The organism is Paraburkholderia sp. GAS41 (assembly GCF_050436545.1).
GTDB lineage: Bacteria > Pseudomonadota > Gammaproteobacteria > Burkholderiales > Burkholderiaceae > Paraburkholderia.
In genome coordinates, this window is record NZ_JBNDMK010000021.1 from 111,970 (window position 1) to 131,738 (window position 19,769).

Genomic DNA, 19,769 nt, shown 5'->3' on the forward strand with positions numbered 1-19,769 from the left:
GCTGCTTAGCCAGTCCGCAAAAGCCTGCCCGGCACGAGCTGTCCTATGTCTTTTGGCCAGGCGGGCGGGCGCGGTGCCCTCTGCTATATTCTTCCCATCCTGCCCCTTTCCAGTTCGCGACACGTGGAACAACTACCCTTATGGGCGCAGATAAGCGCAGTCTTCCTGCTGCTTGTCTGCTCCAGTTTCTTTTCGATCTCCGAAACGGCGATGATGGCACTCAACCGTCACCGCCTGAAGCATCTCTCCAATCAGGGCGCGCTCGGCGCAAAGACGACGCAAGGTCTGCTCGCGCGCACGGACGAACTACTGAGCGTCATCCTGATCGGCAACAATCTGTTCAACACGATCATCCCGGTCCTCACCACCTCGGTCGCACTGCATACGTTTGGCCGCAATAATCTGGTGCTGTCGATCGCGACCGGAATCGTCGCATTCCTTATCATCGTGTTCGCGGAAATCACACCAAAGATCGTGGGCGCGACCTTCCCGGAAAAAATCGCGTTGCCGGCAAGCTTGCTGATTGCCCCGCTCATGCGGGCGACAAGGCCGCTCGTCTGGTTCGTCAACCTGTTCGCCAATGGGATCCTGCGCATCCTGCATATCAATACGAAGGGCGCACACGAGCAGCGGCTGTCAACCGAAGAGCTGCGCACCATCGTCCTCGAGTCCGGCAGTTTCATGCCGACCAAGCACCGCAGCATCCTGCTCAACCTGTTCGACCTGGAGAACATCTCCGTCGACGACGTGATGATTCCACGCCGCCGGATCGAAGCGCTCGATTTCGACGCACCGTTCGAGCAGATCCTGCATCAGCTCGAGACCTGCTATCACAACAAGCTGATCGTCTATCAGGGCGACATCGATCGTGTGCTTGGTGTATTGCATGTGCGCAAGACGCTCTCGGCGCTGCACAACCAGGAACTCGAGCGCGAGACCTTGCGTGAACTGCTCGCGGAACCTTATTTCGTGCCGAGCGGCACGCCCGTGTTCCAGCAGTTGCAGTACTTTCAGGAGAGCCGTCATCGCACGGCGCTGGTCGTCAACGAATATGGTGAACTGCAGGGGCTGGTCACGCCGGAAGACATCATTGAGGAATTGATTGGCGAGTTCACTACGTCGATCCCGCGTAGCGCGAATTCGCGCGGCGGCTGGAACGAGAACGGCGAGTGCATCGTCGCCGGCAGCATGCCGCTGCGTGAACTGAACCGTTGGCTGCAACTGACCCTTCCGACCGACGGCCCGAAGACGCTAAATGGTCTGATTCTGGAAATTCTCGAAGAGATTCCCGACGGCGATGTATGCGTGCAGATCGGCGGGATCAAACTCGAAGTAATGCGCAGCGACGACCAGGCGATCCGCACCGTCAAGATTTTCAAACCGGGCGCGCGCTCGGGTACGAAGGGCAGTAAAAAGCAACGGGGTTGATGTAGCGGTTGCGGGACGTGCCTCATATAACCCAACGGGTTCGACGCGGCGGTCGCGGCACCTGCCTCATACAACCTCTGCGTGCCTCGGGTAGTTCAGGTCGTGTGGTGCTTTGCGTAACACCTGGCCATCCGGCCGAATGGCGGACACACGCAGCCTGCCGGATGATGGAGTCGTCATGTTCTACAGGCGGCTCCTGGCCGGTTTCAGATGTCATCCTCACCCCGCTCCACACCGGCTAGCTCTCCTCAACATTCTGGCAATCCACTTACGACGGTGCCGCCCTATCGCGCCGTCGCTCCCGATCCAGAGTCACTCACTGCACCCACAACGCCGGCTCCATCTGTCCCGCATGCGGCCCGCCCGTTCGCTGGCGCCATGCGCGAAGAATCACAGCGCCGCGATCGCGAGCGCGATATGGCAGCCAACCTTGCCGAGGCCGACAACACCCCTGCTGTCCGCCTGCTAAGCGACACGCTGCGGGAGGCCACGCGCCGCAATGCGTCGGACCTCCATATCGAACCCGCCGAACATGGCTGGCGCATGCGTTTGCGCATCGACGGCGTGCTGCATGCCATCGCACAACCGCCGGCGCATCTGCGCGACGCTTTCATCACTCGCGTAAAAGTGCTCGCACGCATGGACATCGCCGAGCGGCGGGTGCCGCAGGACGGGCGTCTGCGCATCGCCACCACGCCCGGCAAGTTCGAAGACTATCGCGTGAACTCGCTGCCCACCCTGTTCGGCGAAAAGCTGGTTCTGCGTCGACTGGATGCACTGCCCACGAGTCTTTCGCTCGACTCGCTCGGGCTCGCCCCCACTCAGCGCCAGACGCTCGAGGCCGCCATCATGGCGCCGCACGGACTGGTACTCGTGACAGGCCCAACAGGCAGCGGCAAGACACTTTCGCTTTACTGCTTCCTGCAGATGCTGAACGGCGAATCGCGCAACCTCTGCTCGGTCGAAGATCCGGCTGAAATCCAGCTCGCAGGTATCAATCAGGTCAGCGTGCGCGAGAAAGCCGGACTGACTTTCGCTGTCGCGTTGCGCGCATTTCTGCGCCAGGACCCGGACGTGATCATGGTCGGGGAGATCCGCGACGAAGAAACCGCTGACGTCGCAGTCAAGGCGGCGCAAACCGGCCACCTCGTTCTATCCACCCTTCACACCAACGACGCGCCGGCAGCCATAGCGCGCCTGATCGACATTGGCGTCGAGCCGTATAACCTTGCCGCGGCGCTGCGCATGGTCACCGCACAACGGCTCGTGCGGCGGCTCTGCGTCGTGTGCCGGATACCGGCGCCGCAATCGGCAGCGGCACTGCGCGCAGCCGGTTTTGCCGACGACCAGCTCGATGGTTGGCACCCCTATGCAGCGTCGGGCTGCGAGACATGCCATGGCATCGGCTACCGGGGGCGCGTGGGCATCCACCAGGTGATGCCGGTGTCGGAGGCGATGCGTGAGCTGATCGTCGCGAATGCAGGCACGTACGCGCTCGCCCGGCTTGCTCAGGCGGAACGCGTGAGGACGTTGCGCGATGCAGCACTGGCGCTTGTGCGCGATGGCACGACCAGCCTTCCTGAAGCACTCAGCGCGACAGAGGTCGCATGACGAATCGGACCACTGAAACCGAAGCGCTCGAACTACGTTTTGCATGGCGTGGTGTCGACGCGACCGGTACGCCGCGCAGCGGCACCCTCATTGCCGCAGATGCCACGGCCGTGCGTGCCGTGCTCCAGCGCGACAAGCTGTTCATCGTCGAACTCACGGCACGCGGACCCGCGCCACGTCCCCAGGCGCCCGCTGCAGAGGTTACGCGGTTCACGCGCCAACTGGCCAGCCTGTTGCGCGCCGGCTTGCCGCTTGCGCCTTCGCTCGAATTGCTGGCGCAAGCACCTGCGCCGCGTCGCCACGGCATGTCGCGCATCGTCGGCACACTGGCGCGCGATATCACGAGCGGGTTGAGCTTCTCCGCTGCGCTGGCGCGGCATCCAGCCCAATTCAATGCCCTTTATTGCCAACTGGTCGCAGTCGGCGAAGCGGCCGGCGCGCTCCCCGCAGTGCTGGCGCGCATCGCCGACGACCGCGAGCGCGGTGCTGCGCAGCGCGCCAAGGTCAAGGCGGCGCTCACCTACCCCGTCGCGATCCTGCTACTGGCACTCGTCATCACTGCTGCACTGCTGATATGGGTTGTGCCGACCTTCAAACAGATCTTCGACGGCTTTGGTGCCCGCTTGCCGGCACCCACACAATTCGTGCTGGTGCTATCCGCCGCCGTTGCGCGCTGGAGCGTGCCGGTGCTCGCGTTGAGCGTCGGCAGCGGCTTTGCTGTCACGTACCTGCTGCGCCGCTCAGAGCCGGCACGCGTTGAAGTTGCCCGTCTCTCGTTACGCCTGCCGGTCGCCGGCACTTTGCTTGCGACATTGTGCGCGGCCCGCTGGAGCCGCGCGCTCGGCACGCTGCTGTCAGCCGGCACACCGCTCGCCGACGCCTTCGACTCGCTGACCCACGCCACCGGCAACGCGTGGTTCGATCGCGCCACGCTCGACATCGCCGAGCGCCTGCGGCGTGGCGAACGGCTCGCGGCAGCCATGCGTGCGGCGCGCTGCTTTCCGGCTGAGGTCGTTCAACCGGTGGCCGTCGCAGAGGAGTCCGGCGCATTGGATGCCATGCTGATTGACGTCGCGTCGCTCAGCGATCGTCAGGTCGACGAAAAGATCGGCACACTGGCAAGTCTCTGCGAGCCCTTGGTCATCATCGTGCTCGGGACGCTCGTCGGTGGCCTCGTCATCGCGATGTATCTTCCCATTATTCAACTCGGCAACGTGGTGTAGCATCGCAGCCGAATCCAACTTTTTCGCCATGCCAGCTACCCAAGCACTCGTGTCAGAAACTTCCTTCAACGCGCTTCACGATCACCTCGCAACTAGCGTGGGCGCCACTTTCGGCAGCTTGCCGGCCAGCGTGCAGATTGCGTTTGCAATCGTGTTCGGCCTGGTCATTGGCAGCTTTCTGAGCGTAGTCGCGCACCGGCTGCCTATCATGCTCGAACGCGCCTGGCGCGAAGAGGTCAGCGAGGCGACCGAGCAGCCGTTCGAGGACGACGGCCTGCCGGCCCGTTATAACCTGTGGCTGCCGCGTAGCGCGTGCCCGCACTGCGGCCATGTCCTGCGCACCTGGGAAAATATTCCCGTGCTGAGCTATCTGCTGCTGCGTGGACGATGCTCCGCTTGCAAGACCCATGTTTCGGCACGCTATCCGTTGCTCGAGATCGCCAGCGCCGCCTGCGCGGCGGGTGCGCTCGCCGTGTTTGGCCCAGGCTTCATGGCGCTGGCCGCATTCGGGCTGTGCGCGACCCTGCTGACCATGAGTGCGATCGATATCGACACGCACTTATTGCCCGACTCGCTGACACTGCCGCTGCTATGGGCCGGCCTGATCGTCAATTTCAACGACACCTTCGCAAGCTTGCACGACGCAGTGATCGGCGCAATTGCGGGCTATCTTGTATTGTGGGTGGTGCACTGGGTGTTCAAGCTCGTGCGCGGCGTCGAAGGCATGGGCTACGGCGACTTCAAGCTGCTGGCCGCCCTCGGCGCGTGGCTCGGCTGGGCAGCGTTGCCGCAGATCGTGCTGATCGCTGCAGTGGCCGGGGCCGTCGTAGGGCTCGCGGCAACCTGGCGCGGCCGCATGCGCTTCGAGGAGCCGCTGCCATTCGGTCCGTTTCTGGCCGCGGGCGGCGCCATTACCCTGTTTCTCGGTACGCCCCTCTATCTGGCACTCGGAGGCTGACGCATGTTTGCTGTAGGACTGACAGGCGGCATCGGCAGCGGCAAGTCTACCGTCGCGGACCTGTTCGCCGCGCGGGGTGCGGCGATCGTCGACACCGACCTGATCGCCCACCGGATCACCGCACCGCACGGCGTCGCGATGTCGAAGATCGCCATCGAGTTCGGCGCCTCGTTCGTCGCACCGGACGGTTCGCTCGACCGCGCCCGCATGCGCGCCTTGATCTTCAGCGACGAGGCGGCGCGCCGGCGCCTCGAAGCCATCACGCACCCGCTGATCCGCACGGAGACCGAGCGTGCACGAAATGACGCCAGCGGACCTTATGTCATGCTGGTGGTCCCGTTGCTGGTCGAGTCGGGCAACTGGAAAGCGCACGTGGACCGCGTTCTGACAGTGGACTGCAGCGTCGAGACGCAGATTGCACGCGTCATGCGCCGCAACGACTTCAGCCGTGAACAGGTCCTCGCGATCATCGCCCGTCAGGCGACCCGCGAAGCACGACTGGGCGCCGCGGACGATGTGATCGTCAATGAAACCACCTCGGTGGAAGAACTCCGCGCGCAGGTCGAGGCGCAACATCGCCGGTATTTATCGCTCGCTGGAGCGTGAAACCGCCGTGCGTCTCTCAGGAAGTATGAAGGCGGCTCGCCCAACTGTCGCAATAAAGCACGCGGACCGCACTCAATCCCGCGCGAAACAGGCGAAAAATCTCGCGAAAACGCGCCAGAAAAGTGTGTGATTGCTAGGGTAGTCTCACGGCATTAGAATGTTCTGCATTCCCGTCACCGACCACGCCCGAGGCGAGCCCGCTTGATCCTTTACGAGTATCCCTTCAACGAGCGAATCCGGACGCTGCTGCGCCTTGAAGACCTGTTCGAGCGCTTCACGTTCTTTCTGACTCAGGAAGATCCCAGGGAACATCACGTCGCGCTGACGACGCTGTTCGAAATCTCGGAAGTCGCCGGTCGTGCGGATCTGAAGTCGGATCTGATGAAGGAACTGGAACGGCAGCGTCAGACACTGGCGCCGTTCCGCGGCAACCCGGGTATCGAGCAGAACGCGTTAGAGGCTGTGCTTGGAGAGATCGAACAAACGCTCTCGGGACTTTCGCAGATGCAGGGCAAAACGGGCCAGCATCTTGCCGATAACGAATGGCTGGCAAGCATCCGTAGCCGCGCCATCATCCCGGGCGGCACCTGTAAATTCGACCTGCCGTCGTACTACGCGTGGCAACAGATCCATCCGGACCAGCGCCGTCAGGATATTGCCAAGTGGGTGACCCCGCTTCTGCCTTTGCGTGACGCCGCCACGATCGTCTTGCGTCTTGCGCGCGAATCCGGCCAGGCCTCGAAGGTCATGGCGATGCAGGGCAGCTACCAGCAGATGCTGTCGGGCCGCTCGTATCAGTTGATGCAGGTGCGTGTCTCGCCGGAATTGCGCGTGATTCCCGAGGCAAGCGCCAACAAGTACATGCTCTGGGTGCGTTTCACCGTGCAGGACGGCGACCTGCGGCCGCGTGCGGTCGACGTGGACGTGCCGTTTCATCTCACGCTTTGCAGCCTGTAACGCATTACGCCATGACGGGGCGACATCTTTGAAGCCGTAAAAATGCCCCCATATCGACCACCTGTCCCGATTGCGATTGACCGCCTGACCGAATAATGATTGTCGTTAAATGCCCAACGTGCGCGAAGGATGTCCGCTGGACACCCGAGAACCGCTTCCGCCCCTTCTGTTCCGAGCGCTGCAAGCAGATCGACCTCGGCGCCTGGGCCGCTGAGAAGTACAAGATTGGCGGTACAGACGAAGAAGCGCCCTCCGACGACGAGCCCAGTGGCGACTACAACGCGCATTGAGCGCGCTTCTCGGCCCTGCTTCTCGCCCCCGCTACTCGTCCGTTCTTCTCGTCCGTGCTACTCGGCAGCGAGCCAGTCAAGTACCGGAATGGTCGCCGGCAATAACGGCGACACCTCGGCGGGCAGCGATTGCCAGACAAACGCCTGACCTTCGCGCCCATGAGGCTCGCCAGCCCACTGCGTCACCTTGCAGAAGTACAGCCGCACGTAAGCGTGCGGGTAATCATGCTCCAGCGTATGCCAGCGGTGGCTCGCCTCGACCTCGATTCCGAGTTCTTCGTGCAGTTCACGCGCCAGCGCCGCCTCGACTGACTCACCGGGCTCCAGTTTGCCGCCCGGAAATTCCCAATATCCTTCGTAGGGTTTGCCGGCCGGCCGTTGGGCGAGCAGATAGCGCCCATCCGGTTGCACCAGCACGCCCACGGCCACTTCCGTCACCGGGCGCCCATCCGCGTTCACGGCGGGATTGGCAGGAGTCGTGGAGGCCGTCATACCTGCGATTTCCGGCCGGAACGATCACGGGCAAACTGCCATGCCACCCGTCCCGAGCGCGAGCCGCGTTCGAGCGCCCACACGAGCGCATCACCACGTGCCGCCTCGATTTCCGCAGCGTCGCAGCCAAAATGCTGCAGCCAGTGCCCGACGATCGTCAGATAGTCGTCCTGCTTGAACGGATAGAAGCTGACCCACAAGCCGAAGCGCTCGGACAGCGAGATCTTCTCCTCAACCACCTCGCCCGGATGAATCTCGCCATCGGACGTGTGCTTGTACGTCTCGTTGTCGCTCATGTACTCGGGCAGCAGATGACGCCGGTTCGACGTCGCGTAGATCACCACATTGTCGGATTGCGCGGCCACCGAACCGTCGAGCGCCACCTTCAGCGCCTTGTAGCCCGACTCGCCGTCTTCGAACGACAGGTCGTCGCAGAACACGACGAAGCGCTCCGGACGCTGCGAGATCAGGTCGACGATATCGCCCAGATCGTGCAGATCGTCCTTGTCCACTTCAATGAGCCGCAGCCCGTCTTTGGCGTATGCATTCAGACACGCCTTGATCAGCGACGACTTGCCGGTGCCACGCGCGCCCGTCAGCAGCACGTTGTTGGCCGGCAGCTTTTGCACGAACTGGCGTGTGTTCTGCTCGATCAGGCCTTTCTGGCGGTCGATATTCTGCAGGTCGTCGAGCGTGATGTCCGAAATGGCCGGAACCGGTTGCAGATAGCCGCGACCCTGGCGCGTGCGCCAGCGGAATGCGACTGCGGCCGACCAGTCGACCTCCGGCGATGCGGGCGGAAGCACGGCTTCCAGGCGGCCGAGCAAGGCCTCGGCACGCGTCAGAAATTGTTCGAGTTTATCCATGACGAAGAATGCAATCTGATGAGGTATGGGATCTCAAAACACCGGCCGCTTACGAGCGGTAATCGGCGTTGATGCTCACGTAGTCGTGCGACAGGTCACACGTCCAGATCGTGGCTTGCGCGTCGCCACGGCCCAGCACCACGCGGATCAGAATCTCCGCCTTCTTCATCACGCGCTGGCCGTCTTCCTCACGGTACTCCGGATTGCGGCCGCCCGCCTTCGCTACCAGCACGTCGTCCAGATACAGATCGATCTTGCCGACGTCGAGGTCAGTCACGCCCGCATAGCCGATCGCCGCAAGAATCCGGCCGAGGTTCGGGTCCGAGGCGTAGAACGCCGTCTTGACCAGCGGCGAATGGCCGATCGCATAAGCAATCTGGCGACACTCCGCCACGTTCGCACCGCCTTCCACCTGCACCGTCATGAACTTGGTGGCGCCCTCGCCGTCACGCACGATCAGCTGCGCGAGGGTCTGCGCGACCTCCGTCACCGCATCGCGTAACGCCGCGTAAGCCGGCGAATCAGTGGACGTGATCGCCGGCAGGCTGGCTTTCCCCGATGCGATCAGAATGAACGAATCGTTGGTCGACGTATCGCCGTCGATCGTGATGCAATTGAACGAGCGGTCCGCCACGTGCTTGACCAGCGCATCCAGCACCGGCTGCGACACGGCTGCGTCGAACGCGAGGAAGCCGAGCATGGTCGCCATGTTCGGCTTGATCATGCCCGCACCCTTGCTGATGCCGGTCATCGTCACCGTATGACCGTCGATGCTCACCTGACGCGACGCCGCTTTGGCTAGCGTATCCGTGGTCATGATGGCCTGGGCGGCGTCATACCAGTGCGCGGGCTGGCGGTTCGCCAGCGCAGCCGGCAGGCCGGCCTTCAGGCGCTCGACCGGCAATGGTTCAAGGATCACCCCGGTCGAAAACGGCAGGACCTGTTCGGGCGCGATGCCCGCCAGACGTGCCAGCTCAACGCAGGTTTCGCGAGCGTGCGCGAGGCCCGGCTCGCCGGTGCCCGCATTCGCATTGCCCGTGTTCACCACCAGTGCGCGAATCCCTTTACCGCCGGCGCGCACGTGCTCGAGATGCTCACGGCAAACAGTGACAGGCGCCGCACAGAAGCGGTTCGACGTGAACACGCCGCCGACCGTCGCACCTTCTTCGACGGAAATGACCAGCACGTCCTTGCGGTTCGGCTTACGGATGTTCGCCTCGGCCCAGCCTAGCGTAACGCCGGCGACGGGGTGAAGTTGGGCGGCATCGATGGAGGGGAAATTGACAGCCATGGTCGCGACCTGTTGTCCAAGTTGAAAATGCCGGCATGAAGCCGGCATCGGAAAATCATAAAAGGGCGGTGCGGTATGGACCTCACCACCGCGGAATGACCAGCAAAGGCGCTGGCTAAAACGACGCGGCGCGCATGATGCGCGCCGCCTTTTCAGTTTCACGCAATCTTGCCGTGGCACTGTTTGTACTTCTTGCCGCTGCCGCATGGGCAGGGGTCGTTGCGACCGACCTTCGGCACGTTGTCACCAAGCGGCTCGGCCGACGCATGTGGACCGTGGCTCATCGCGTCGCCGATCATCGCGGCCGTAGCGGCTTCAGCGGCCACCGGAGCGGCCGTTTCGGCAAACTCGGCGTGACGGAACTCCGCGTGCTCCAGCTGGCTCGTGCCCTGCTCTTCGAGATCCTCGGCAACCTGTTCCAGCTGCTCGGTCGACTCCACTTGCACGTTCATCACCACGCGCGTGACGTCGAGCTTCACCGCGTCCAGCATCGCCGCAAACAGTTCGAACGCTTCGCGCTTGTATTCCTGCTTCGGATTCTTCTGCGCATAGCCGCGCAGATGGATACCCTGGCGCAGGTGGTCGAGCGCGGCCAGATGTTCGCGCCAGGCGCGATCCAGCGTCTGCAACATGATTGAACGTTCGAAGCCGCTGAAGTTCTCGCGGCCCACCAGTTCGACCTTGGTGTCGTACGCCTCATCGGCGGCGGCGATCACGGCTTCGAGGATTTCGTCCACGCTGATCGACGACGACTCGTTGATCATTTCCTGGATCGCGAGGTCGAGCTGCCACTCGTTGCGCAGCACTTCTTCCAGCTCAGGCACCGACCACTGTTCTTCGATGCTGCCAGCGGGGACGAACTGATGGACGATGTCGGCAATCACGCCATGACGCATGGCGCCGATGGTTTCGGTGATGTCGTTCGCCTCGAGCAATTCGTTGCGCTGCTGATAGATCACCTTGCGCTGATCGTTCGACACGTCATCGTATTCGAGCAATTGCTTACGAATATCGAAGTTGCGTGCCTCGACCTTGCGCTGCGCCGATTCAATCGAACGCGTGACGATGCCCGCTTCGATCGCCTCGCCTTCCGGCATCTTCAGACGATCCATGATGGAGCGCACGCGGTCGCCGGCAAAAATACGCAACAGCGGATCTTCCAGCGACAGGTAAAAGCGCGACGAACCCGGGTCACCCTGACGGCCGGCACGGCCGCGCAACTGATTGTCGATCCGGCGCGATTCGTGACGTTCAGTGCCGATGATGTGCAGACCGCCCGCGGCCTTCACCTTATCGTGCAGCTCTTGCCATTCGTCGTGCAGCTTCTGGACACGGCGCTGTTTCTCGTCGGCGGGGATAGTCTCGTCGAGTTCGATGAAGGTCGCCTGCTTCTCGGCGTTGCCGCCCAGTACGATGTCGGTACCGCGACCGGCCATGTTGGTCGCGATCGTGACGCGCTGCGGACGGCCCGCTTCTGCCACGATCTCCGCTTCGCGCGCGTGCTGCTTCGCGTTCAGCACTTCGTGCGGCAAGCCAGCCTGCTTCAGCAGATGCGACAGCAGCTCGGAGTTCTCGATCGAGGTGGTGCCGACCAGCACCGGCTGGCCACGCTCGTGACAGTCGCGAATATCGCGAATGACCGCGTCGTAACGCTCCTTCGCCGTCTTGTAGATCTGATCCTGCTTGTCGATCCGCTTGGGCGGACGGTTGGTCGGGATCACGACCGTTTCGAGACCGTAGATCTCGTTGAATTCGTACGCTTCCGTGTCCGCCGTGCCGGTCATGCCGGACAGCTTCGTGTACATACGGAAGTAGTTCTGGAACGTGATCGAGGCGAGCGTCTGGTTCTCGCTCTGGATCTTCACATGTTCCTTGGCCTCGACAGCCTGGTGCAGACCATCGGACCAGCGGCGGCCCGACATCAGACGGCCGGTGAACTCGTCGACGATCACCACTTCGCCGTTCTGCACCACGTAATGCTGGTCTTTGTAGAACAGCGTGTGCGCGCGCAGCGCGGCGTACACGTGGTGCATCAGCGTGATGTTCTGCGGCGCGTAGAGGCTTTCGCCTTCGCCGATCAGGCCCCACTCGGAGAGCAGACGCTCAGCCTTCTCGTGACCCGATTCCGTCAGGAATACCTGACGGCCTTTTTCGTCGAGCGTGTAGTCGCCCGGCTTTTCGACGCCCGTGCCATCGGCTTTTTCCTCACCGATCTGGCGCTCGAGCAGCGGCGGCAGCGCGTTCATCCGCACGTACAGATCGGTGTGATCTTCAGCCTGGCCGGAGATGATCAGCGGCGTGCGGGCTTCGTCGATCAGGATCGAATCCACCTCGTCGACGACCGCAAAATTCAGCGACCGCTGCACGCGCCCACTGGTCTCGTAGACCATGTTGTCGCGCAGGTAGTCGAAGCCAAACTCGTTGTTCGTGCCGTAGGTGATGTCCGCAGCGTAAGCCTGCTGCTTCATGCCGTGGTCCATCTGCGACAGGTTGATGCCGACCGACAGCCCCAGGAAGTTGTACAGACGCGCCATCCATTCGGCGTCGCGTTGCGCAAGGTAATCGTTCACCGTCACGACGTGCACGCCGCGCCCGGTCAGCGCATTCAGATAAACCGGCAGCGTCGCGACCAGGGTCTTGCCCTCGCCGGTACGCATTTCGCCGATCTTGCCGTAATGCAACACCATGCCGCCGATCATCTGGACGTCGAAGTGACGCATTTTGAGCACGCGCTTGCTCGCCTCCCGGCAGACCGCGAAGGCCTCGGGCAGCAGCTTGTCGAGCGACTCGCCGCTGGCGATGCGTTGGCGGAATTCACCCGTTTTGGCGCGCAGTTGATCGTCCGTCAATTGCTCGATCTGCGGCTCGAGCGCATTGATCGCCGTGACGGTCTTTTGATATTGCTTGACTAGCCGCTGGTTGCGGCTGCCAAAAATCTTTTGTAGAAAACCGGTGGTCATCGGATCGGTGTCTGCGTCGCGGCTTCGGCTGGTTCACGGCATGTGATTGGCCCACATGCTGGTCCGGGGTCGGAAATGCCTCGGCGGCTTAGTCCAAGAGTGAATTCGAATCGGGCATTTTAGCACGCGCCCCAGCGCACGCCTGTGTCAGAGGCGCGACGTAGGGACACCGTGCAGAGCGCCTGCCGAACCGCATTGGAGCGGGCCGGCAGCGTATCCCGCGCGGTACAATCCGGGCGTGGGTGCGCATCGTGCGCGCTCACGCCGTCACTATCCTACATGAGCCGCTCCCCTTCGTTTTCAAGGCCGCCGCCGAAGCAGTTCAACGCCCGCCGCCCGCAACCGGTCTCCGAGGTACTGAAGCGCACCGATGCGTTTGCCGCCCTGCGCGCCGGCGTGGAGCAGATCGCCTCGCTCGAACGGGATCTGCGCCAGTTGCTGCCGGACTATCTGGCCACGAGCGTCGAACCCGGCTTTATCAAGGAGGGCGTCCTGGCACTATTTGCGGCCCATAACGCACTGGCGGCCCGCTTACGGCATCTCGAACCGCGGCTGTTGTCCGATTTGCAGCAGCGCGGCTGGCCGGTGAACGCGTTGCGCATCCGCGTGCGTCCGCAGGCCGTCAAGGAGCCGCCGCCCATCAAGCAGGCCCGCATGACGCCGGTCGGGGCCGACGCGCTGTACGCGTTGAGCGAATCGCTCGCGCCGTCGCCGTTACAGGAGGCGCTCGCGAGAATGGCGGCCCGCCACCTGAGGAATCGCGAATCCAAAAAATAAACGGCCCAGGAGGGCCGTTTATTTTTCATCCGCTCCGACTACGCGCCATGCGCGCCCTGATCTTCAAAGATCAGGCGAACGCCGTCTGCGTGTCATACGCAAAACCGCGCGGGGCTTTCTGCGTGTCGTTGAAGGAAACGATTTCGTACGCGTCTTCGTGCGCCAGCAACTCGCGCAGCAACGCATTATTGACACCGTGGCCCGACTTGTACGCCGTATAAGACGCCAGCAACGGATGTCCGACCACGTACAGGTCGCCGATTGCGTCGAGCATCTTGTGCTTCACGAACTCGTCGTCGTAGCGCAGGCCGTCGTTGTTGAGGATACGGTACTCGTCCAGTGCGATCGCGTTGTCCATGCTCGCGCCACGGGCGAGGCCCATTTCACGCAGCATTTCCACTTCGTGCGCATAACCGAACGTACGGGCACGGGCGATATCGCGCACATACGATGTATGCGCGAAGTCCACTTCCAGCGCCTGGCCGGTCTTGTCGACCGCCGGATGACGGAAATCGATCGTGAACTTCAGTTTGAAACCAAAAAACGGATCCAGCCGCGCGAACTTGTCGCCGTCGCGAACTTCGACCGGTTTCGTGACCTTGATGAATTTCTTCGCCGCGCCCTGCTCTTCGATCCCTGCCGACTGGATCAGGAACACGAACGACGCTGCGCTGCCGTCCATGATCGGGATCTCTTCCGCGGTGACGTCGACATACAGGTTGTCGATGCCGAGACCTGCGCAGGCCGACATCAGATGCTCGACCGTCGACACCCGCGCGCCGTCTTTCTGCAGGACCGAAGCGAGGCGCGTGTCGCCGATCGCCATGGCGGACGCGGGAATGTCCACCGGCGTGGGCAAATCCACGCGCGAGAACACGATGCCCGTGTTCGGGGCGGCCGGGCGGAGCGTCAATTCAACCTTGCGGCCGGAGTGCAGGCCGATGCCGACTGTCTTGACGATCGATTTGATAGTGCGCTGCTTCAACATGGTGATCTTCTGTTCGATTGAAAATCCCAATCGGGACTTTTTATTCCATAGCGCGAAGTATACTCCATTACCCTGGGAAGGGTAGCGCCCGCTGGCGTATCAATCTGTTTCGCTACATTACCCCATAGCGAAAGCGTGACGGGCCGATGCTCCGGAACGGAGGCGTTTCCGGACATCAGCCCGCGTTACGGCTTGTCACATGAATGCCTTGCAGTCGTTGCCCCGGCACAACGTCGCACCGGAAAAACGCCGTTCAGCACTCTCTGGCTAGCTCAACGTAGCGAGGATACTCCCTGCATCGCTGACTTCGAACTTGCCGGGCGCCTCGACGTTCAGCGTCTTGACCACGCCGTCGTCGACCACCATCGCGTAGCGCTGGGAACGAATTCCCATGCCGCGCGCCGACAGGTCCTGCTCCAGACCGAGCGCCCGCGTGAAAGCCGCACTACCGTCCGCCATCATGCGCACCTTGCCCGAGGTGTGCTGATCGCGTCCCCACGCGCCCATCACGAACGCGTCGTTGACGGACACACACCAGATCTCGTCGATGCCGGCAGCGCGCAACTGCGCGGCGTGCTCGACGTAACCCGGTACGTGTTTGGCCGAACAGGTCGGGGTAAATGCGCCGGGCAATCCGAAGATCACCACGCGCTTGCCCGCGGTCTGTCCACGCACGTCGAAGCTATTCGGCCCGATCGTGCAGCCCGCACGCTCGTCTTCGATCAATTCGAAGACGATTGCGTCGGGTAGCTTTTCACCCACCTTAATCATGCTCAGTCCTTCACATCGATGCGGAGCGTGCCCGCACGTTGTCGTGTCGCAGTGGATCGTGCAGTCGCGCCCCTGCCTCTACGTTTGCGCTACCTGCCGGCGACAGCCACCCCTTCCGCTTCGCGAATCCGAAGAGGGCACCTGTCCTTGCCGCATGTCTGACGAAATGCAGCCTGCTTTGCCGTTCCACCCGCCACGCTCGTGCACTTGCCCGCTGGCACGCAATCGGCGTGCCGCAGCAAAAGCCTGCTCGCGCGCGTCAGTCCGCCTGCTTGCGCAGGAATGCCGGAATATCGTACGTATCGACGCCCTTTTCCTGCAGCGCCTGCACGTGCGAAGCCGCCGTGTCACGCGAAGTACGCCACACCGCCGGCGTATCCAGCGCGCCGTAGTCTGCCGCGCTGGCGTGATGTTGCGGAGCGTACACGTGCTGCATTGCGCCAATCGGCTGGTTGTCCGTGCCAGTGCGCAGCAGCGTCATCGGTGCCGATTGCTGCTTCTTCGCAACCCGGCCCAGACCCGTTGCCACGACCGTCACGCGCAGCGCGTCGCCCATTGCATCATCGTATACCGCGCCGAAGATCACAGTTGCGTCTTCTGCCGCGTAGCTCTTGATGGTGTTCATCACTTCACGCGTTTCCGACAAACGCAGCGAACGGCTCGACGTGATGTTCACCAGCACGCCACGCGCACCCGACAGGTCCACGCCTTCCAGCAGCGGGCTGGCCACGGCCTGCTCGGCAGCCAGACGCGCGCGGTCGACGCCGGCAACCGTCGCCGTGCCCATCATCGCCTTGCCCTGCTCGCCCATCACCGTCTTCACGTCTTCGAAGTCGACGTTCACCAGACCGTCGACGTTGATGATTTCCGCGATACCCGCCACCGCGTTGTTCAGAACGTCGTCGGCGCACTGGAAGCACTTGTCCATCTCGGCGTCATCGCCCATCACCTCGAACAGCTTGTCGTTCAGAACGACGATCAGCGAGTCGACGTGATCCTCCAGTTTTTGCGAACCATCTTCTGCGACGCGCATCCGCTTGCCGCCTTCGAATTCGAACGGCTTGCTGACCACGCCAACAGTCAAGATACCCATTTCCTTGGCGATCTGCGCCACGACCGGAGCGGCCCCCGTGCCCGTGCCGCCACCCATGCCTGCGGTGATGAACACCATGTGCGCGCCGCGCAGTGCGTCTGCGATGCGTTCACGTGCTTCTTCTGCTGCAGCGCGACCCATTTCCGGCTTGGCGCCAGCGCCGAGACCGGTGTTGCCGAGCTGGATCACCGCGGTGGCACGCGAACGCGACAGGGCTTGCGCGTCCGTGTTCATCACGATGAAGTCGACGCCTTGCACGCCTTTGTTGATCATGTGCTGAACGGCATTGCCGCCAGCGCCACCGACTCCGACCACCTTGATGATGGTGCCGTTGGTTTCGGTTTCCAGCATCTGGAATTCCATGTTGCCTCCGTCAAGATAAAAAATTGCAGCCACTCGGCCGTTATTCGGCAGGAGATCGGGCAACCTCCTGTCGCGCGCCAGCCGCCGGCACCAGCGCGTATTTCTGAAATCTGTCCGTACAGCGAATGCTTTAGAAATTACCCAGGAACCAGTCTTTCATCCGCGTGAAAACCTGGCCCATCGAACCGGACTGCACCGCCACCTTGCGGCCGCGCATGCGTTGCGAACGTCCTTCCACCAGCAGGCCCATTGCCGTCGAGTAGCGCGGGTTGCGCACCACGTCCGCGAGACCGCCTGCGTACTCCGGCACGCCGATGCGCACCGGCTTCAGGAAGATGTCCTCACCCAGTTCGACCATGCCGATCATCATCGACGCGCCGCCGGTCAGCACCACGCCGGAGCTCAACAGTTCCTCGTAACCCGACTCGCGCACCACCTGCTGCACGAGCGAAAACAGTTCCTCGACGCGCGGCTCGACCACCGCCGCCAACGCCTGGCGCGACAACGTACGCGGACCGCGCTCGCCCAGACCCGGCACTTCGATCATCTCGTCCGGATCGGCCAGCGCCTGCTTGGCGATGCCGTAATCCACCTTGATGTCTTCCGCATCCGGCGTCGGCGTACGCAGCGCCATGGCGATGTCGCTCGTGATCTGGTCGCCCGCAATCGGAATCACGGCGGTGTGACGGATCGCGCCTTCGCTGAAAATCGCGATGTCCGTCGTGCCGCCGCCGATATCGACGAGCACCACGCCCAGCTCCTTCTCGTCTTCGGTCAACACCGCGAGCGACGACGCCAGCGGTTGCAGAATCAGATCGTTCACTTCGAGCCCGCAGCGGCGCACGCACTTGACGATGTTCTGTGCCGCGCTCACCGCGCCCGTCACGATATGCACCTTCACTTCGAGGCGGATGCCGCTCATGCCGATCGGCTCGCGCACATCTTCCTGACCGTCGATGATGAATTCCTGGGTCAGGATATGCAGCACCTGTTGATCGGTCGGAATGTTGATCGCCTTGGCCGTTTCGATCACGCGGGCCACATCGGCCTGCGTCACTTCCTTTTCCTTGATCGCCACCATCCCGCTCGAATTGAAGCTGCGGATATGGCTGCCGGCGATCCCGGTGAATACATTGGTGATCTTGCAGTCGGCCATCAGCTCGGCTTCTTCGAGCGCGCGCTGGATAGACTGCACGGTGGCCTCGATGTTCACCACCACGCCTTTCTTGAGCCCCTTCGATTCGCTCTGGCCGAGGCCGATCACCTCGTAGTGACCTTCGCCTTTCAGCTCGGCGACGATGGCCACGACCTTCGACGTCCCAATGTCGAGGGCGACCAGCAGATCTTTATAGTCTTTACTCATAGCGTGCTCATTGCGTGTGATGTCCTTTTACTTCTTGCCCTTGTCGGGTTCGGTGATAAAGCGCATCCCTGCTGCGCGAATCGCGAAACCATTCGGATAGCGCAAGTCCGCATACTCGATGTCCTTCCCCCAACGTTGCGTCACGGCCGCCCACGCCGCGGTCAGGCGCCGGCTGCGATCGAGCAGCGTTTGCGGATTACGCTCGCGCCCCAGCTCCACCTGCATGCCGTTCGAGAGCTTCACCGTCCAGGCATAACGCGGCGACAGCGTGACCTCGTCCGGCGTCGCGCCCAGCGGCGCAAACCACTTCTTGAAGTCGCGATACCGCGCGACCACTTCCTGCGCCGTGCCGTCCGGACCGTCGAAGGCCGGCAGATCCTCTTCGAGCTCGCCCTGATTCGCCGTGAACAATTCGCCGTCCACGCTCACCAGTTGATCGCTGCCCCACGTTCCAAGCGGTTTGTACTCTTCCAGCGTGACAGCCAGCGCATTCGGCCAGACGCGCCGCACACTCGCGTGACGCACCCACGGCATCTGTTCGAAGGCCTGGCGTGCCGCGTCGAGATCCACGGTGAAGAAATTGCCCTTCAGCCGGCCCACGACGCCCGCGCGCACCGTGGGCGAATTGATGTGCTCGGTATCGCCGTCGATCTGGATTTCGCGCAACGCAAAACCCGGCCGCTGCACCAGCCACAGTCCGCCCGCCGCCAGCAGCACGAGCACCAGCAACGCATGCAACGCGTTGGCGGCGAAATTGAGCTGGCGAACGTTGTTCCACATATCGATGACGTCAGTCCTTCAGCGTGAGCGCCAACACGCTCACGACCAGATCTTTGTAGCTGATGCCCACCGAGCGCGCCGCTTTCGGCGGCAGCGAGTGATCGGTCATGCCCGGCGCCGTATTCACTTCGAGGAAGTACGGGTTGCCCTCGCCGTCCAGCATGAAATCGGCACGGCCCCAATCGGTGCAGCAAAGCACGTCGAAGGCGCGGCGCGCCAGCGTCTTCAAGCGGGCTTCCACGTCCGGCGCCACGCCGCACGGGATCAGGTACTGCGTGTCGTCGGCCACGTACTTCGCGTGATAGTCGTAGAACTCGCCCGCCGGCACGATGCGGATCACCGGCAGATCCAGTTCACCTGCGATGCACGCGGTGTACTCGCCGCCGCCTTCGATGCTCTTTTCCACCACGACGATCTTGTCGAACTTCGCGGCTTCTTCCAGCGCCGCCGGCAACGCATCGGCGCTTTTCACCTTGATCACCGCGACGCTCGAGCCTTCGCTTGCCGGCTTCACGAAGAGCGGCAGACCGAGCTTCGCGACGATCTCCGCGCCGCGCGCCGCATAGTCGTCACCGCGCAGCACTGCCTCGAACGGTGGCGTGGGCACGCCCACTTGCTGCCACACGAGCTTGGTGCGGAACTTGTCGAGACCGAGCGCCGAGCCCAGCACGCCGCTGCCGGTGTAGCGAATGCCGTAAAAGTCGAGCGCGCCCTGAATCTGGCCGTTCTCGCCATAGCCGCCGTGCAGCGCATTGAAGGCGCGCACGAAACCTTCTTCCTTCAACGCCGCGAGCGGACGCTCAGCGGGATCGAACGGATGAGCGTCGATGCCGGCCTCGCGCAAGCCTTGCAGCACGAGGCGACCCGAATTGAGCGACACCTCGCGCTCGGCGGATTCACCACCGAGCAGGACTGCCACTTTGCCGAACTGCTTAGGATCCAGACTGCTCAT

18 protein-coding genes are annotated in these 19,769 nt (G+C 62.7%); 8 read left to right on the top strand and 10 right to left on the bottom strand.

Features of this window, described 5'->3' with window-relative positions; genetic code table 11:
- The first annotated feature begins 123 nt into the window (after positions 1-123).
- The 7 genes from P3T43_RS25590 (at position 124) to yacG (ending at position 7,073) form a co-directional block, all read left to right on the top strand.
- Positions 124-1,428, top strand: a complete 1,305-nt coding sequence (locus tag P3T43_RS25590; RefSeq protein WP_429283831.1) for an HlyC/CorC family transporter — start codon at positions 124-126, stop codon at positions 1,426-1,428.
- 378 nt (positions 1,429-1,806) lie between these two features.
- Positions 1,807-3,039 carry a GspE/PulE family protein gene (locus tag P3T43_RS25595; RefSeq protein WP_429283798.1) on the top strand — a complete coding sequence of 411 codons (1,233 nt, stop codon included), beginning with the start codon at positions 1,807-1,809 and terminating at the stop codon, positions 3,037-3,039.
- Positions 3,036-4,262 (top strand): type II secretion system F family protein, encoded by a 1,227-nt coding sequence (locus P3T43_RS25600; protein WP_429283799.1) that lies wholly within the window; start codon positions 3,036-3,038, stop codon positions 4,260-4,262. The genes P3T43_RS25595 and P3T43_RS25600 overlap by 4 nt, the downstream gene beginning before the upstream one ends.
- Before the next feature lie 28 nt (positions 4,263-4,290).
- Positions 4,291-5,220 (top strand): prepilin peptidase, encoded by a 930-nt coding sequence (locus P3T43_RS25605; RefSeq protein WP_429283800.1) that lies wholly within the window; start codon positions 4,291-4,293, stop codon positions 5,218-5,220.
- A 3-nt stretch (positions 5,221-5,223) separates the two neighbouring features.
- Positions 5,224-5,826, top strand: a complete 603-nt coding sequence (gene coaE, locus P3T43_RS25610) for a dephospho-CoA kinase (RefSeq protein ID WP_429283801.1) — start codon at positions 5,224-5,226, stop codon at positions 5,824-5,826.
- 201 nt (positions 5,827-6,027) lie between these two features.
- A complete protein-coding gene (zapD, locus tag P3T43_RS25615) occupies positions 6,028-6,783 on the top strand; it encodes a cell division protein ZapD (RefSeq protein ID WP_429283802.1) in 756 nt (251 codons plus the stop codon).
- A gap of 92 nt (positions 6,784-6,875) precedes the next feature.
- The gene (gene yacG, locus P3T43_RS25620) at positions 6,876-7,073 is read left to right on the top strand and encodes a DNA gyrase inhibitor YacG (RefSeq protein ID WP_429283832.1); all 198 of its coding nucleotides are present in this window, start codon (positions 6,876-6,878) and stop codon (positions 7,071-7,073) included.
- A gap of 57 nt (positions 7,074-7,130) precedes the next feature.
- Here yacG and P3T43_RS25625 read toward each other — a convergent pair whose 3' ends face one another.
- The 4 genes from P3T43_RS25625 to secA all read right to left on the bottom strand — a co-directional run bounded on the left by P3T43_RS25625 (position 7,131) and on the right by secA (position 12,682).
- The gene (locus tag P3T43_RS25625) at positions 7,131-7,565 is read right to left on the bottom strand and encodes an NUDIX domain-containing protein (RefSeq protein ID WP_429283803.1); all 435 of its coding nucleotides are present in this window, start codon (positions 7,563-7,565) and stop codon (positions 7,131-7,133) included.
- Positions 7,562-8,431 (bottom strand): ATP-binding protein, encoded by an 870-nt coding sequence (locus P3T43_RS25630; protein WP_429283804.1) that lies wholly within the window; start codon positions 8,429-8,431, stop codon positions 7,562-7,564. Before P3T43_RS25630 ends, P3T43_RS25625 begins: the two co-directional genes overlap by 4 nt.
- A 49-nt stretch (positions 8,432-8,480) precedes the next feature.
- Entirely contained in the window at positions 8,481-9,722 is a 1,242-nt protein-coding gene (gene argJ, locus P3T43_RS25635) for a bifunctional glutamate N-acetyltransferase/amino-acid acetyltransferase ArgJ (RefSeq protein WP_429283805.1), read from the bottom strand.
- Positions 9,723-9,880: 158 nt separating this feature from the next.
- A complete protein-coding gene (gene secA / locus P3T43_RS25640) occupies positions 9,881-12,682 on the bottom strand; it encodes a preprotein translocase subunit SecA (protein WP_429283806.1) in 2,802 nt (933 codons plus the stop codon).
- Positions 12,683-12,961: 279 nt separating this feature from the next.
- Here secA and P3T43_RS25645 point away from each other — a divergent pair, with 279 nt between their 5' ends.
- Complete coding sequence (locus P3T43_RS25645; RefSeq protein WP_429283807.1) at positions 12,962-13,459, top strand: DciA family protein; 498 nt, start codon at positions 12,962-12,964, stop codon at positions 13,457-13,459.
- Positions 13,460-13,529: 70 nt separating this feature from the next.
- Here P3T43_RS25645 and lpxC read toward each other — a convergent pair whose 3' ends face one another.
- The 6 genes from lpxC to P3T43_RS25675 form a co-directional block, all read right to left on the bottom strand.
- Positions 13,530-14,447: a UDP-3-O-acyl-N-acetylglucosamine deacetylase gene (gene lpxC / locus P3T43_RS25650; protein ID WP_429283808.1), complete on the bottom strand. Its 918-nt coding sequence runs from the start codon at positions 14,445-14,447 to the stop codon at positions 13,530-13,532.
- 267 nt (positions 14,448-14,714) lie between these two features.
- A complete protein-coding gene (locus P3T43_RS25655; RefSeq protein WP_429283809.1) occupies positions 14,715-15,218 on the bottom strand; it encodes a peroxiredoxin in 504 nt (167 codons plus the stop codon).
- Positions 15,219-15,477: 259 nt separating this feature from the next.
- Positions 15,478-16,674: a cell division protein FtsZ gene (gene ftsZ / locus P3T43_RS25660; RefSeq protein WP_429283810.1), complete on the bottom strand. Its 1,197-nt coding sequence runs from the start codon at positions 16,672-16,674 to the stop codon at positions 15,478-15,480.
- Between the two features lie 130 nt (positions 16,675-16,804).
- On the bottom strand, positions 16,805-18,037 hold the full coding sequence (gene ftsA / locus P3T43_RS25665) for a cell division protein FtsA (protein ID WP_429283811.1): 1,233 nt from the start codon (positions 18,035-18,037) through the stop codon (positions 16,805-16,807).
- Between the two features lie 27 nt (positions 18,038-18,064).
- On the bottom strand, positions 18,065-18,817 hold the full coding sequence (locus P3T43_RS25670; RefSeq protein WP_429283812.1) for a cell division protein FtsQ/DivIB: 753 nt from the start codon (positions 18,815-18,817) through the stop codon (positions 18,065-18,067).
- Between the two features lie 10 nt (positions 18,818-18,827).
- On the bottom strand, positions 18,828-19,769 hold the full coding sequence (locus P3T43_RS25675) for a D-alanine--D-alanine ligase (RefSeq protein ID WP_429283813.1): 942 nt from the start codon (positions 19,767-19,769) through the stop codon (positions 18,828-18,830).

Coding starts and splice junctions, on each gene's coding strand:
- P3T43_RS25595 (WP_429283798.1), top strand. CDS start 1,807: ATGCGCGAAGAATCACAGCGCCGCGATCGCGAGCGCGATATGGCAGCC.
- P3T43_RS25600 (WP_429283799.1), top strand. CDS start 3,036: ATGACGAATCGGACCACTGAAACCGAAGCGCTCGAACTACGTTTTGCA.
- P3T43_RS25605 (WP_429283800.1), top strand. CDS start 4,291: ATGCCAGCTACCCAAGCACTCGTGTCAGAAACTTCCTTCAACGCGCTT.
- coaE (WP_429283801.1), top strand. CDS start 5,224: ATGTTTGCTGTAGGACTGACAGGCGGCATCGGCAGCGGCAAGTCTACC.
- P3T43_RS25625 (WP_429283803.1), bottom strand. CDS start 7,565: ATGACGGCCTCCACGACTCCTGCCAATCCCGCCGTGAACGCGGATGGG.
- P3T43_RS25630 (WP_429283804.1), bottom strand. CDS start 8,431: ATGGATAAACTCGAACAATTTCTGACGCGTGCCGAGGCCTTGCTCGGC.
- argJ (WP_429283805.1), bottom strand. CDS start 9,722: ATGGCTGTCAATTTCCCCTCCATCGATGCCGCCCAACTTCACCCCGTC.
- secA (WP_429283806.1), bottom strand. CDS start 12,682: ATGACCACCGGTTTTCTACAAAAGATTTTTGGCAGCCGCAACCAGCGG.
- P3T43_RS25645 (WP_429283807.1), top strand. CDS start 12,962: ATGAGCCGCTCCCCTTCGTTTTCAAGGCCGCCGCCGAAGCAGTTCAAC.
- lpxC (WP_429283808.1), bottom strand. CDS start 14,447: ATGTTGAAGCAGCGCACTATCAAATCGATCGTCAAGACAGTCGGCATC.
- P3T43_RS25655 (WP_429283809.1), bottom strand. CDS start 15,218: ATGATTAAGGTGGGTGAAAAGCTACCCGACGCAATCGTCTTCGAATTG.
- ftsZ (WP_429283810.1), bottom strand. CDS start 16,674: ATGGAATTCCAGATGCTGGAAACCGAAACCAACGGCACCATCATCAAG.
- ftsA (WP_429283811.1), bottom strand. CDS start 18,037: ATGAGTAAAGACTATAAAGATCTGCTGGTCGCCCTCGACATTGGGACG.
- P3T43_RS25670 (WP_429283812.1), bottom strand. CDS start 18,817: ATGTGGAACAACGTTCGCCAGCTCAATTTCGCCGCCAACGCGTTGCAT.
- P3T43_RS25675 (WP_429283813.1), bottom strand. CDS start 19,769: ATGAGCAGTCTGGATCCTAAGCAGTTCGGCAAAGTGGCAGTCCTGCTC.